The 12,903-nt window shown below is 76.8% G+C and carries 9 protein-coding genes; 6 read left to right on the forward strand and 3 right to left on the reverse strand.

The features are described from left to right. Positions 1-6 precede the first annotated feature (6 nt). Positions 7-1,170 (reverse strand): MFS transporter, encoded by a 1,164-nt coding sequence (locus tag ACTEI_RS18590; protein ID WP_122978816.1) that lies wholly within the window; start codon positions 1,168-1,170, stop codon positions 7-9. A gap of 60 nt (positions 1,171-1,230) precedes the next feature. Between ACTEI_RS18590 and ACTEI_RS18595 the strand changes: the two genes are divergently transcribed. Genes ACTEI_RS18595 through ACTEI_RS39000 form a run of 5 tightly spaced genes read left to right on the forward strand, consistent with a single transcriptional unit; the run spans position 1,231 to position 9,567 of the window. Then, positions 1,231-1,977: an AraC family transcriptional regulator gene (locus tag ACTEI_RS18595; RefSeq protein WP_239082423.1), complete on the forward strand. Its 747-nt coding sequence runs from the start codon at positions 1,231-1,233 to the stop codon at positions 1,975-1,977. Positions 1,978-2,019: 42 nt separating this feature from the next. Then, positions 2,020-2,892: an ABC transporter ATP-binding protein gene (locus ACTEI_RS18600; RefSeq protein WP_203723678.1), complete on the forward strand. Its 873-nt coding sequence runs from the start codon at positions 2,020-2,022 to the stop codon at positions 2,890-2,892. After that, a complete protein-coding gene (locus tag ACTEI_RS18605) occupies positions 2,889-3,566 on the forward strand; it encodes an ABC transporter ATP-binding protein (protein WP_122978818.1) in 678 nt (225 codons plus the stop codon). Before ACTEI_RS18600 ends, ACTEI_RS18605 begins: the two co-directional genes overlap by 4 nt. Beyond that, the gene (locus ACTEI_RS18610; protein WP_122978819.1) at positions 3,563-6,691 is read left to right on the forward strand and encodes an FtsX-like permease family protein; all 3,129 of its coding nucleotides are present in this window, start codon (positions 3,563-3,565) and stop codon (positions 6,689-6,691) included. The genes ACTEI_RS18605 and ACTEI_RS18610 overlap by 4 nt, the downstream gene beginning before the upstream one ends. Further along, positions 6,688-9,567 carry an ABC transporter permease gene (locus ACTEI_RS39000; protein ID WP_122978820.1) on the forward strand — a complete coding sequence of 960 codons (2,880 nt, stop codon included), beginning with the start codon at positions 6,688-6,690 and terminating at the stop codon, positions 9,565-9,567. The genes ACTEI_RS18610 and ACTEI_RS39000 overlap by 4 nt, the downstream gene beginning before the upstream one ends. 54 nt (positions 9,568-9,621) lie before the next feature. On the opposite strand, the gene ACTEI_RS18620 is transcribed toward ACTEI_RS39000, so the two are convergent. Further along, positions 9,622-10,773, reverse strand: a complete 1,152-nt coding sequence (locus tag ACTEI_RS18620; protein ID WP_122978821.1) for an MFS transporter — start codon at positions 10,771-10,773, stop codon at positions 9,622-9,624. 124 nt (positions 10,774-10,897) lie between these two features. Beyond that, positions 10,898-11,575 (reverse strand): histone deacetylase, encoded by a 678-nt coding sequence (locus tag ACTEI_RS18625; RefSeq protein ID WP_122978822.1) that lies wholly within the window; start codon positions 11,573-11,575, stop codon positions 10,898-10,900. A gap of 742 nt (positions 11,576-12,317) precedes the next feature. On the opposite strand from ACTEI_RS18625, the gene ACTEI_RS18630 reads away from it, so the two are divergent. After that, positions 12,318-12,791: a carboxymuconolactone decarboxylase family protein gene (locus ACTEI_RS18630; protein ID WP_122978823.1), complete on the forward strand. Its 474-nt coding sequence runs from the start codon at positions 12,318-12,320 to the stop codon at positions 12,789-12,791. The last annotated feature ends 112 nt before the right edge of the window (positions 12,792-12,903 follow it).

A 12,903-nucleotide genomic window follows, 5' to 3' on the forward strand; every position in this document is an offset into this window, starting at 1 on the left:
GAGCGGTCAGCGCGGCACGGCCACCGGGCGCCGGGCCCGGGACGGCTCGGTCAGCGCCAGCCCGAGCAGGAACGCCGGGATCGGAGCCAGGCAGATCAGGGCGAGGACCCCGCCCGGGCCGTGGTGCTGGGCGGTCAGGCCGAAGAGCGGGGCGAACAGCCCGCCGATGCTAACGCCCAGTCCCAGGGTCACCCCGGCGGCCGTGCCGGGCCGCGACGGCAGGTAGTCCTGACCGAGTTTGATCAGCACGGCGAATGGCACGTTCAGCGCCGCGCCGGCCAGCCCGGCGAAGATCATCGGCAGGACCGGGCCGCTGGTGAAGGCCAGGCCGGCCAGCGCGGGCAACCCGGCCAGAGCGCCCGCCTGCACCGTACGCACCGAGCCGGCCCGGTCCGCGATCCGCCCGCCGAGCAGCGTGCCGGCCACTCCCCCGACCAGGAACACCGCCAGCGCCGCCCCGGCCGCCGCGTGCCCGGCGTGCAGGTGCCGCAGCCAGTACAGCTCGATGAAGGTGTTCACCCCGAAGAACGCCGCCGAGCGCACCACCTCGATGCCGGTCAGGGCCAGGAACGGCCACCACCGGTCGGCCCCGGGCGGCGCCGGCACGGTCCGCGCCACCGCCGCGGCCGTCGCCCGGCGCCGCAGCAGCAGCCCCGCGACGACCAGCGCGGGCAGCACGAACAGCACGGTCGCCGGAACGCCCAGACCGACCAGCACCGGCGTGGCCAGGACCGGGGCCAGGAAGAAGCCGACACTGCCGCCGGCGGCGAACACGCTCATCGCCCCGGCACTGTCCCCGGCCGCCTCCCGCGCGGCGCGGCCGGCCGCCGGGTGGAACATCGCCACACCCAGCCCGGACAGCAGGATCAGCGTCCACACCGCCGGGTACCAGCCACCGGCCAGCCCGGACAGTCCGAAGCCGAGCCCGGCCAGCGCCACCCCGGCGGCGGCCAGCCAGTCCAGGCGGTACCGGTCGACCAGCACGCCGATCAGCGGCTGCGGGATCGAGCTGCCGAGCGCGGCGGCCAGGGTGAGCCCGGAGATCGCCAGGTAGCTGTAGTGATGTTCGAGGACGAAGTACGGCAGGGTCGCCGGGACGAGGCCCTGATACAGGTCGTCGACGGCGTGCGCGGCGCCCCACCACCGCATCCGTCGCCAGGAATCGGTCATGCCCGAAAGAATCGCGGCTGCCGGGCCTGCGGACTTCCGTTATTCTGCCGGGTTGTGTCGGTGGAACGCCAGATTCTGACCGGGCCGACGATCCGGCCGCTCGGCCATCGCGAGCGGATCGAGTGGCACGACCACGACGTCCACCAGCTGATCCACCCCCGGCAGGGGGTGCTGCGGGTCTCCACCGGGCGGGGCGTCTGGGTGGTGCCGCCCAACCGGGCGGTGTGGATCCCGGCCGGGGTGCCGCACGCCCACCAGGCGCACGGGCCGACCGAGATGCGCTCGCTGATCTTCGATGTGGCGGTGCGGCCGCCCGGCCTGGACGAGCCGGCGGTGCTGGTGGTCGGCCCGCTGCTGCGCGAGGTGATCCGCACGCTCAGCGACGACCGGGACCTCGGCGACGAGCACCGCCACCACCTGCGGCAGGTCGCGCTGCACCAGCTGCGCCGGGCGGAGGCGCTGCCGGTGCTGCTGCCCGCGCCGGCCGACCCGCGGCTGGCGCGGCTGTGCGACATGCTCGCCGCCGACCCGGCCGACCAGCGGTCGCTGCGCGAGCTGGGACGCCAGGTCGGCGCGGCGGAGCGGACCCTGAGCCGGCTGTTCCGCGCCGAGACCGGCTTCACCTTCCCGCAGTGGCGGGCCCGCCTGCGGCTGCACCACGCGCTGCACCTGCTGGCCGCCGGGCAGCCGGTGACCCGGGTGGCGGCGGACTGCGGCTTCCGCAGCCCGAGCGCGTTCATCGAGGCGTTCCGGGCGGTCTTCGGCACCACCCCCGGCCGGTATCGCAACGACCGGGAAGCGTGGTAGAAAGGCACGCCCAAAATGGAGGCGAGGCCGGCCGGGGGAACCATGCAAGCGCTGATCGTCTGCGAGAGCCTGGTCCGGATCTATCAGACCGGATCGATCGAGGTGCAGGCGTTGCAGGGCCTCGACCTGGTGGTCGGCCGCGGCGAGATGGTCGCCGTGGTGGGGGCGTCCGGATCCGGCAAGTCCACCCTGCTGTCCATCCTGGCCGGCATCGACGCGCCGACCGCCGGCCGGGCCCGGGTCGAACGGTGGGACCTGCTGGCCATGTCCCGCGCCGACCGGGTGCGCTACCGGCGGCACACCGTCGGGTTCGTACGCCAGCAGACCGCCAGCAACCTGGTGCCGTACCTGACCGCCCGGCAGGTGATCGACCTGCCGATGGTCGCCGCCCGCCGGCCGGCCGCGCAGCGGCGGGCGCGCACCGACGAGCTGCTGGCCGCGCTCGGCGTCGCCGACTGCGCGGAACGCCGGCCGGCCGAGATGTCCGGCGGGCAGCAGCAGCGGGTGGCGATCGCGGTGGCGCTGGCCAACCGGCCGCACGTGCTGCTGGCCGACGAGCCGACCGGCGAGCTGGACACCGCCACGTCCGCCGAGGTGTTCGCCGCGCTGCGCGAGGTGAACCAGCGGTACGGCGTGACCGTCGTGGTCGTCACCCACGACCCCGAGGTCAGCGGCCAGGTGGAGCGGACCGTGGCGATCCGCGACGGGCGCACCAGCAGCGAGGTGCTGCGCCGCACGGCCACCGGCGAGGACGGCGGCACCCACGTGATCGCCGAGGAGTACGCGGTGATGGACCGGGCCGGCCGGGTCCAGGTGCCGCGCGAGTACCGCGAGGCGTTGCGACTGACCAACCGGGTGCGCCTCGCCCTGGAGGACGACCACGTGCAGATCCGTCCGGACGGGAGCGACCGATGACGGCGCCGCTGGTCCGCGTACGCGGGGTGTCGCGCACGTTCGGCGCCGCGGCGGCCGCCGTGCACGCGCTGCGCGACGTCACCTTCGACATCGAGCCGGGCACCTTGGTGGCGCTGGTCGGCCGTTCCGGCTCCGGCAAGACCACGCTGCTCAACGTCATCGGCGGACTGGACCGCCCGGACGCCGGCACCGTGCTGGTCGACGGCACCGAGGTCACCGCCCTGGACGAGGACGGGCTGTCGCGGCTGCGGCGCGAGAAGGTGTCGTACGTCTTCCAGACCTTCGGGCTGATCCCGGTGCTGTCCGCGGCGGAGAACGTCGGCGCGCCGCTACGGCTCAACCGCACCCCGGCGGCCGAGCGGGAGAAGCGGGTGCGGCTGCTGCTCGACCTGGTCGGCCTCGGCGAGCACGCCGAGCAGCGGCCGGGCGAGCTGTCCGGCGGCCAGCAGCAGCGGGTGGCGATCGCCCGCGCGCTGGCCGCCTCGCCCCGGCTGCTGATCGCCGACGAGCCGACCGGGCAGCTGGACGCGGAGACCGGCCGGTCGGTGATGGCCCTGCTGCGCGGGGTGGTCGAGTCGGAGGGCGTCACCGCGCTGGTGTCCACCCACGACCCGGTGATGATGGCGCTCGCCGACCGGGTGATCCGGATCAGCGACGGGCGGCTGGCCGGATGATCGCCCTGCTGGCCCGCCGGGCCCGCGCCCAGTGGCCGGTGCTGGCGGCGTTGCTGGCGGTGGTCACCCTCGGCGCGACTCTGCTGGGCGTGTGCACGCTGCTGGTGACCCGCAGCGCCGCGGCGGCGCTCGGGGTGGCGGCGGCCCGGGCCGACCCGGCGGCGGTGACGGTCACCGCGTACACGTCCGCGATCACCGGCGCCGACGCGGCCGCCGTCACCGACGCCACCCGCGGCGTGCTGACCTCGGCGCTGCGCCCGTTCGGCGCGAGCACCGCGGTACGCGCCTCGTCGGTGACCCGCCCGCTGCCCGGCCGCCGCGACCGGGCCCGCACCTATCTGTCCGCGGTGGAGAACCTGCCGTCGAAGGCCGCGCTGGTCACCGGCCGCTGGCCGCGCCCGGGCCGGAGCCTCGCACACGCCGAGACGGTGCTGCTGGAGCCGACCGCGAAACTGCTCGGGCTGCGCGTGGGCAGCCGGGTGCGCCTGGCCGCGAAACCACCGGACGATCCCGCCCCGGCCGTCGACCTGACCGTGGTGGGCATCGCCCGGCCGCTGCCCGGCGGCGGCTGGGACCGCGATCCGCTCGGCGGCGCCGGGTACGTGCCCGACCACAACGACGGCACCACGATGCTCACCTTCCCGGCGTACGGGCCGTTCCTGGTGGACCTGGCCGACCTGCTCGGCGGCGGCTCGTCGCTGAGCCGGATGGAGATCGCCGCCCGTCCCGACCTGTCCCACGCCACCCCGGCCACGCTGCGGACCCTGGTGCGCGGCGTGCTGGCCGCAGACCCGCGGCTGACCGGCACGCTCGGGGAACGGGCCCGGTTCACCCGGGTCGCCTCCGGACTGACCGGCACCCTGCTCGCCGAACGCCGCCAGCAGGACATCACCGAGGCGGTGGTGCTGGCCGTGGCGGTGCTGGGCACCGTGCTGACCGCGACCGCGCTGGCTCTGGCCGGGCGGCTCACCGCCGGGCTGCGCGCCGCGGAGACCGCGCTGCTGTCCGCCCTCGGCGCCAGCCGGATACAGCTCGCCGTCACCGCGCTGCTCGAGACGGGCCTGATCGCGCTGGTCGCGGCGGCGCTGGCGGTGCCGCTGTCGGTGCTGCTGCACAGCGGCCTGAGCCACCTGGCGCCGATGGCCGGGGCCGGGCTGGCCACCGCGCCGACGGTGACCGGCGCCCAGGTGCTGGTGGTCGCGGCCGGCGCGCTGGCGCTGACCGTGGTGCTGGCCCTGACGGCGGTCCAGGCCGAGGCCGCGCCCGGCGAGCGCGGCCGCCGCGAGCTGCTCGCCCGCTCCGGCGCCGACGTGCTGCTGGTCGCCTTCGCCGGGCTCGGCTGGTGGCAGCTGCACGCCCGCTCGGCGGACCCGGACGTGCTGGAGACGCTGGCGCCCGCCCTGCTGCTGACCGCGGGCGCCGCCCTCGCCCTGCGCCTGGTGCCGCCCGCGCTGCGCATCGCCGACCGGCTGGCCCGGCGCGCCGACGGGCTGCCGCTGCCGCTGGCCGCCTTCGAGGCGGCCCGGCGCCCGCAGGCCGCCGCGGCCGGGCTGCTGATCTGCCTGGCCGCCGCGACCGGCACGTTCGGGGTGGCGTTCGGCGCCACCTGGGACCGGTCCCAGCACGACCAGGCCGACCTGGCGGTCGGCACCGACCTCGCGGTCACCCTGAGTACGCCGCCGGTCCCCGGGCAGGGTACGGCGATCACCGCCGCCACCGGCGCCCGGCTGGTCGGCCCGGCCACCGGCCGCGGCATCGCGATCGGGCAGTGGCTCGGGGCCGGCGACCCGCCCCGGCTCGTCGCGATGGACACCACGCACGCCGGTGAGCTGCTGCGCGGCCGCCTCGGCGGCGGCCGGGACTGGGCCGGGGTGACCCGCGGTCTGGCCCCGGGCGGGCCGGCCGGCGGCATCCCGGTGCCGGCCGGCGGCACATTCGGGCTGGCCGGCACGGCCGGTGCGGCGGTCCCGCTGAGCGTCACCCCGAAACTGCTGCTGCAGGACAGCACCGGGCTGCGCACCATGTGCACCGGCGCGCCGATGCCGCTGGACGGCACCCGGCACCGGATCGCCGGATGCGCGCCCGTCGGCGGGATGCGGCTGATCGCGGTGGCCCTGCCGGTGGAGGACACCCAGGGCGGCTACCTGCCGTTGGGGGCCCGCAGCCGGGTCGCGGTCACCGTCGCGCTGCCCGGCCCGGCCGGGGACGTCGCCGGCTGGGCCGCCACCTCGGCCGGACCGGTCGCCGGTCAGCTGCTCGACCCGGTGCTGACCGGGGCCGGGCGCACGCTGCGGATGTCCGCGACGGTGCTGCTCGGCGGGCCGCCGGAAGCCGCGCTGACCCTGGTCGCCACGGCCTTCCCGGCCCCCGCCGAGGTGCCGGTCGTGGTGTCGCAGCGGCTCGCGGACGGGCTGCGGGTCGGACCGGGCGCGACGCTGGACGTGGCGGTCGGGACGACCGCCGTACCGATGCGGATCGCCCGCGTCGTGCCGTCCGTGCCGTCCGCGCCCGGCGCCGCCGCCGTCCTGGCCGACCTCGACACGCTGTCGCGGGCGCTGACCGCGCGCGGCGACCTGGCATATCCGGTGGACGCCTACTGGGCCGCTCAGCCGGTCCGCGACGACCTGGCGGCCCTGCACCTGGGCGCGGTGACCACCCGCGGCGGCGAGACCGCGCGGCTGACCGCCGGCCCGCTCAACGCCGGGCTGCCCGCCGTGCTGCGCCTGCTGGCGCCGGCCGCCGTGCTGCTGGCGCTGGCCGGGGTGCTGCTGCACGTCACCCACGACCTGCGGGACCGGGCGGTCGAGGTGGCCCGGCTGCGGGGCCTGGGGATGACCGCCCGGCAGATCCGTGCCGCGCTGCTCGGCCAGCACGCGCTGGTGCTGTTTCCGCTGCTGGTCGCGGGCACGCTGGTCGGCGCGCTGGGCACGTGGGTCGTCGCGCCGCTGCTGGTCCGCTCGGAGACCGGGGCCGCGCCGGTCCCGCCGGTGCAGCCGGTCTGGCCGTGGCCGGCCCAACTGCTGCTGCTCGGCCTGCTCGTGGCCGGGTGCGCCCTGGCGGTCGGGCTGGTCGCCGCCGCTCAGGCCCGCCGCGCCGGCGCGGCCCAGCTCCGGGTGGTGTCATGAGCCGGCTCCGGACCGCCCTGCACTGGCCCAGCATCCGCGGCCGGGCCCGCGCCGACGCCAGGCCGCTGCTGCTGTCCGCCCTGGTCGTCGCGATGGTGACGGTGCTGGCCGGGGCGGTGCCGGTGTTGCTGCGCCGCACCGCCGACGAGGCCGTCCGGGAGGCGGTCCGGGCCGCCGGTGACCAGGCCGAGGTGCGGGTGGCGGCCCGCTGGGAGTACGACGACGGTCCGTACGGCGGCCGGCTGCGCGACCCGCGCTCCGCCGAGGCCCTCGACGACCTGCGCACCCGCTCGCTGGAGGAGCTCGGTCCGCTGCGTGACGTGCTGCTGCCGCCGATCGAGTTCACCGACACGCCGTACCTGAAGATCCGCAACGGCACCGAGCCGCGCAGCTTCCGGCTCAACTATCTGTCCGCCACGTCGGGGCCGGCGGTCGTCTGGGTCTCCGGCCGTGCGCCCGCGGCCCGTGCCGGCGACGACCACGCCGAGGCGCCGTGGCAGGGCCCGCCGTGGCCGGTGCAGGTGGGCCTGTCCGAGACCGCCGCGGCGCGGCTCGGGGTCCGGGCCGGCGATCGGCTGCCGGTCGAGGACGAACAGCGCAACCCCAAGGACGTACGGGTCAGCGGCATCTTCCGGCCCGCCGACCGGGACGACCCGGCATGGCAGGCCGCTCCGTGGCTGCTCGACCCGGTCGCCGGCCGGGACGGGGCGGGCACCACCCGGTTCGGCGGGCTGCTCACCGCCGCGTCGCTGCCCGACGCCCGCCTCGCCTTCGGGCTCGAGGACGTGAGCCGGACCGTGCTGTTCCGGCCGGACGCCGACGTGCTGACCCTGGACTCGGCGCAGCGGATCCTGGCGGCCGTGGTGGCGCTCAAGGCGTCGTCCGGCTCGTCGGCCAGCCGCGGGTTCGACTCGCAGTGGGGAACGCAGCTGGACGCGGTGCTGCGGGACGTCCGGGCCGAGATCGACGCGGCCCGCGCGCAGGCGACGGTGCTGCTCGCCGCGGTGTGCGCGGCGGCCGTGCTGGTCCTGCTGCTGGCCGCGCAACTGCTGGCCGGCCGGCGCGCGGCGGCGCTGACCGTGGCCCGGCAGCGCGGGGCGTCGCTGGCCGCGCTCGGCGGTGAGCTGGTGCTGGAGTCGGCGCTGGTCACGGTCGCCGCGACGGCGACCGGGGGGCTGCTCGCCGGGCTGCTGGCCGGCGGGGTGGCGTGGGGCTGGCTGCTGCCCGCCGGGCTGGCCGCGGTGCTGGCCGGGCCGGGGTTCGGGGTGCTCGCGGCGTACCGGGCCACCCGGGACCGCCGGGTGCCGGCCAACCGCAGCGCCCGGCGGTGGGCCGGGCGTACCGCGGCGCTGCGCCGGCTGACCGCGGAGTTCGCGGTGCTGGCCGCGGCGGCGGTCGCGGTGGTCCTGCTGCACCAGCGCGGGGTGCTCGGCTCGACCGGCGGCACCGTGCTGCTGCCCGCGGCCGCACCCTCGCTGGGCGTGCTCGCCGGGGCGCTGGTGCTGCTGCGGCTGCTGCCCGCGCTGACCGGACTCGGCCTGCGGCGGGCGCTGCGCTCCAGCCAGCCGCTGGCCGTCTTCGGCGCGGCGCGGGCCGCCTCGGTCGCCGGGCGGGCGCTGCCGGTGCTCGCGCTGGCCACCTCGGCCGGGCTGGCCACCTTCGCGCTGACCGTGGACACCACGGTGCAGCGGGGGCTGACCGACGGCGCGTGGCGCACGACCGGCGGCGACGTACTCCTGGACCTCGCCCCGGACGGCGCCGCGATCGCCGCCGAGCAGACCCGCCGGCTCGCGTCCGCGCCCGGCGTCCGGCACGCGGTCGCCGGGCAGGTCGTCGACGGCGCCCCGCTCGTGGTCGGCGACGCGGCCTGGCCGGCGCGGCTGGTCGTGGTGGACAGCGCCGCGTACCGGGAGCTGCTCGCCGACACGCCGCTGCCTCCGCTCGCCGCCCTGCCGGTCGACCCCGGCCCCGCGCCGGGCGGTACGACCGGCGCCCCCGGCGCCGTGCCGCCCGGCAGTTCCGGCCCCGCGCCGGGCGGCACGACCGGCGCCCCCGGCGTCGCCCCGCCCGGCAGTTCCGGCCCCGCACCGGGCGGCACGACCGGCACCCCCGGCGCCGCCCCGCCCGGCGGCACGGGCGGTGCGGCGGTGCCGGCGCTGGTCCGGTCGGCCGACGGCGGGGTCCGGGCGGGCAGCGTGTTGCGGCTGTCCCGCCAGGGTGCCGAGCCGATCCGGTTCACCGCGGTCGGCGCGGCCCCCGCGGTCGACGGCGCCGAGGACGTGGTCGTGGTCGACGCGGCCGCGATCACCGCCGCCGGCCTCGCCGTGGAACCGGACACCATCTGGCTCACCGGCCCCGGCGCGCAACGGGCCGCCGAGGCGAACGCGGACGCCGCGTCGCTCGTGATCCGCGCCGAGGTGGAACGCGTCAGGCAGGACGCGGCCCTGGTGACCGGCCTGCTCCGGCTCGCCCGGACGGCCGCCGCGACGGTGCTCGTGCTCGGGCTGCTGGGCTTCGCGCTCGCGGCGGCGTCCGGCGCCCCGGACCGCTGGCAGACCCTGAGCCGGCTGCGCACGCTCGGGCTGCGTACCGGTGAGGCGCGCCGCGTCGCCGCGGCCGAGCTGCTGCCGCTCGCCCTGCTCGCCGCCGCCGGTGGCCCGCTGCTCGGCCTGCTGCTCGCCCGGCTCACCCTGGCCCCGCTGGGCTTGCGACTGGTCACCGGCCAGAGCGACGATCCGGCGCCGGCCCCGCCGTGGGCCGGGCTGGCCGTGCTCGCCGTCGTGTTCCCGGCCATGGTGGTCCTGACGGTCCGGGTCGAGTCGGCGGTCCGGCGGCGTCAGCACCTGAGCGAGGTGCTGCGGGTCGGCGGCGGGTAGCGTTGCGCCGGCCGTCAGGTACGCCGTGGCCGCATGGGTGATGGCCACGGCCGCTCAGCGCACGCCGGGTGCTTCCTCCAGGTCCCGGCTGCCGTCCTGGCACCGGGAACCGAGTCCGAAAGCGACCGCCCCCAGCGCAGCCGTCACCGCGCAGAGCAGCAGCGTCGTGCGATAGCCGGCATGCTCCACCGCCACGCCGGACAGGATGCCGGAGACCAGCAGGCCGGCGGTGGACGCGTTGGCGAACAGCGTGGTGGCGCGGCCGGCCGCCGGGGCGAGCAGATCCTGGAAGTAGCGGATGCCGGCCGCTCCGACGATCGCGATCCCCACACCGCGCAGCACCTGGCCGAGCACGAGCATCAGCATGCCCGACGACACGACGGTCAACGCGAAGTAGCCGGCCAGCGCGGCGAAACCACCGAGGATCACGGCTCGCTGGCTGACCCGGGCCGGGACGGCCGCCAGCCCCAGCGTCGCCACCACCTCGACCGCGGCACAGACGCTGTAGAGCACGCCGACCGACGCGGCCTGCTGGTGCAGGGCCCGCGTGACGAACAGCGGCAGCGCCACCCCGCCCGCGAACATCGCGGTGAAGAAAAGCGTGACGCTCACGGTGAGCAGGACCGGAACCTCACCCGGCGCCGAGGCCGCCGCCGGGGCGGCTCCCGGGCGCGGCACCACCAGGACGGTCAGCGCGCAGACGAGGAACACCCCGGCGGCGGTCCACAGCAGCCCGGGATAGCCGCCGCGGGACAGCACCAGCGCGCCCAGCAACGGCCCGACCGCCCACGCCAGCGACCAGGCCGAGCGCAGCAGCGGCGCGGAACGCCGGCCCAGGGCGCCGTCCCCGAGCACGGCACGGGCCAGGGCGAACAGCTGAGGGAAGGCCGCCCCCATCGCGCCGAGCGCGGTCGCCGCCATCACCAGCAACACCGGGAAGCTGGAGACCCGGGGCAGCAGCAGATAGCCGGCCGAGCCGAGCAGGATCACCACGATCGCGTACGTCCGCGCGGGCCGGCGGTCGAAAAGCCGGCCCAGCCACCAGCCGATCGTGATCCCGCCGATGGCGAAGACCGAGGACCACACGCCGATCTGCAGCGGCGTCAGTCCGGCCACATCGGCGCCGAACAGGACGATGTAGGAATTGACCATCGAGTCGGCGATGCCGAGCAGCAGGATGGCCGCGAAGAGTGCGAGAAAGGGCACCGGATCTTCGTACCGGTCCGGTCTCCGCGGCGACACCGAATTTGCGTCGCGTCCGGCGTCACGAGCAACGCCCGGTCAGCCGGTGCCGCCGCACCCGGTGCGGTCCCACGTGCCCCGGCAGCGGTCAGACGAGCATCTCGTCGACCACGGCGAGCAGCGCCTCGCGCGTCCACCCGAGCGCGACGCCGGGCCGGGAGTGCAGGTAACCGGCGATGCGTTCCCGGCCCCAGCCGTGCGACTCGCGCAGGCCACCGGCGAGCATCCGCAGATAGGCCGCCGCCGGAGCGTTCGGCTCCAGGTCGGCGGCCGACCACGGCGCGGTGAACGTGAGAACCGGATGGCCGTCGCGGACGCCGACGTGCAGCAGGGTCTCGTACCGGCCCGGGCCCAGTCGCACCCGGCCGCGAGCGGCCACCTCGTCGAGCAGGTCGAGGTCCACGCCCGGCTCCCGGTACATCTCCTGCGCGACGACGTCCGCGAACTGTCCGGCCGTCATCAGGTACGCGCGGGCCGCCGCCTGCCCGGGCAGCTTCGGGTCGTACATCGCCAGTCCGCCGGTCCATTGCGACGATTCCAGCGCGAAGTAGATGCCGCCCGGCAGCATCACCGCCGCCGTGGCGGCCGGCTCGGAGGCGTCCCGGCAACCGGGAAGAATACGCCGCCCGCCCGGCGGACGCCCACCCGCCAGGTAGCACTTCAGCCGCGCGGCGTACATGTTGGACCCGTACGCGGCGTACCACACCGGATCGCAGGGGCCGGTGGACGGCCGGGGCTGATCGACCGGCTCGAACGTCTGGCTCATGGTGGCGAGTATCCATGATCGGCGATGTCCGGCTCGGGGCGCCACGGCGCCGGGGCGAGCGGCCCCCGCCGGCCCGGGAACGCACCGGACCCGGATCGGGTCGATCGGAAGGAGTACCGCTGCGGCGCTCCGGCGTCCCGGGCACCCGGTAGCGGCGGGTTCACGCTTCCTTCGCGGCAAGCCGCGTTCCGTTACCGGGGCGCGCCCGGGCCGCGCGGCGCATCCGGGTCAGCGACGGCTTCACGCCCCCTCGTGGCGAGCCTCGTTGCGTTACCGGGGCACGCCCGGGCCGCGCGGCGCAACGGGTCAGCGACGGCTTCGCCCTCACCCGTGGCCCGCCGTGTTCCGGCCGCGATCTCGGCCCGCGGCGGCGAGCCGGGCCGCAGCCGGACGCCGGGGCTCAGCGACGATCTCGCGTCTCACTCACGGCGAGCCGGGCCGCAGCCGCACGCCCGGGCTCAGCGACGCCCTCGCGTCTCACTCACGGCGAGCCGCGCCGCAGCCGCACGCCCGGGCTCAGCGACGCCCTCGCGTCTCACTCACGGCGAGCCGCGCCGCAGCCGCACGCCCGGGCTCAGCGACGCCCTCGCGTCTCACTCACGGCGAGCCGCGCCCGGCTGCCCGGCGGGGCCGCCGCCCGGCGGCGCGCGGGGAGGATCGTGTTCGACGCACGGGGCTGTCACAAATCGCGTTGCTGGTCAGTCGTAGTGGGGTAACCGACCATCAGCACAGGGAGTTCGCCATGAGCGCACGTCTGGACCAGCGCAGCAGCCAGATCGGCGGCAAGCTCATCAAGCATCTGTTCTCGGCCAGCCGGGCGGTGTCGGAGTCGACGCTGCCGGCGGCCACCGCGCACCTCGTCGAGATCCGGGCCAGCCAGATCAACGGCTGCGGATTCTGCGTCGACATGCACACCAAGGATGCCGCGCACGCCGGCGAGACCCCGTCGCGCCTCAACCTGATCGCCGCCTGGCGCGAGGCGACGGTGTTCACCGACGCCGAACGTGCCGCCCTGGAACTGGCCGAGCAGGGCACCCGGATCGCCGACGCCGCCGGTGGCGTCACGGACGACGCCTGGTCGAACGCGACCAAGCACTTCGACGACGAACAGCTGGGCGCGCTGGTGTCGCTGATCGCATTGATCAACGCATGGAACCGGCTGAATGTGATCACGCAACAGCCCGCCGGGGACTACCAGCCCGGCCAGTGGGGGTAAGCGAACCTCGCCGCCCCGGGTGCGTGCGGCCTCTCCGGCGTACCGGAGCCTCGCCGCCCCGGGTGCGTGCGGCCTCTCCGGCGTACCGGAGCCTCGCCGCCCCGGGTGCGTG

Origin of the sequence: Actinoplanes teichomyceticus ATCC 31121 (assembly GCF_003711105.1) — a bacterium.
GTDB classification, from domain to species: Bacteria; Actinomycetota; Actinomycetes; order Mycobacteriales; family Micromonosporaceae; genus Actinoplanes; species Actinoplanes teichomyceticus.

Coding starts and splice junctions, on each gene's coding strand:
- ACTEI_RS18590 (WP_122978816.1), bottom strand. CDS start 1,170: ATGACCGATTCCTGGCGACGGATGCGGTGGTGGGGCGCCGCGCACGCC.
- ACTEI_RS18600 (WP_203723678.1), top strand. CDS start 2,020: ATGCAAGCGCTGATCGTCTGCGAGAGCCTGGTCCGGATCTATCAGACC.
- ACTEI_RS18605 (WP_122978818.1), top strand. CDS start 2,889: ATGACGGCGCCGCTGGTCCGCGTACGCGGGGTGTCGCGCACGTTCGGC.
- ACTEI_RS18610 (WP_122978819.1), top strand. CDS start 3,563: ATGATCGCCCTGCTGGCCCGCCGGGCCCGCGCCCAGTGGCCGGTGCTG.
- ACTEI_RS39000 (WP_122978820.1), top strand. CDS start 6,688: ATGAGCCGGCTCCGGACCGCCCTGCACTGGCCCAGCATCCGCGGCCGG.
- ACTEI_RS18625 (WP_122978822.1), bottom strand. CDS start 11,575: ATGAGCCAGACGTTCGAGCCGGTCGATCAGCCCCGGCCGTCCACCGGC.
- ACTEI_RS18630 (WP_122978823.1), top strand. CDS start 12,318: ATGAGCGCACGTCTGGACCAGCGCAGCAGCCAGATCGGCGGCAAGCTC.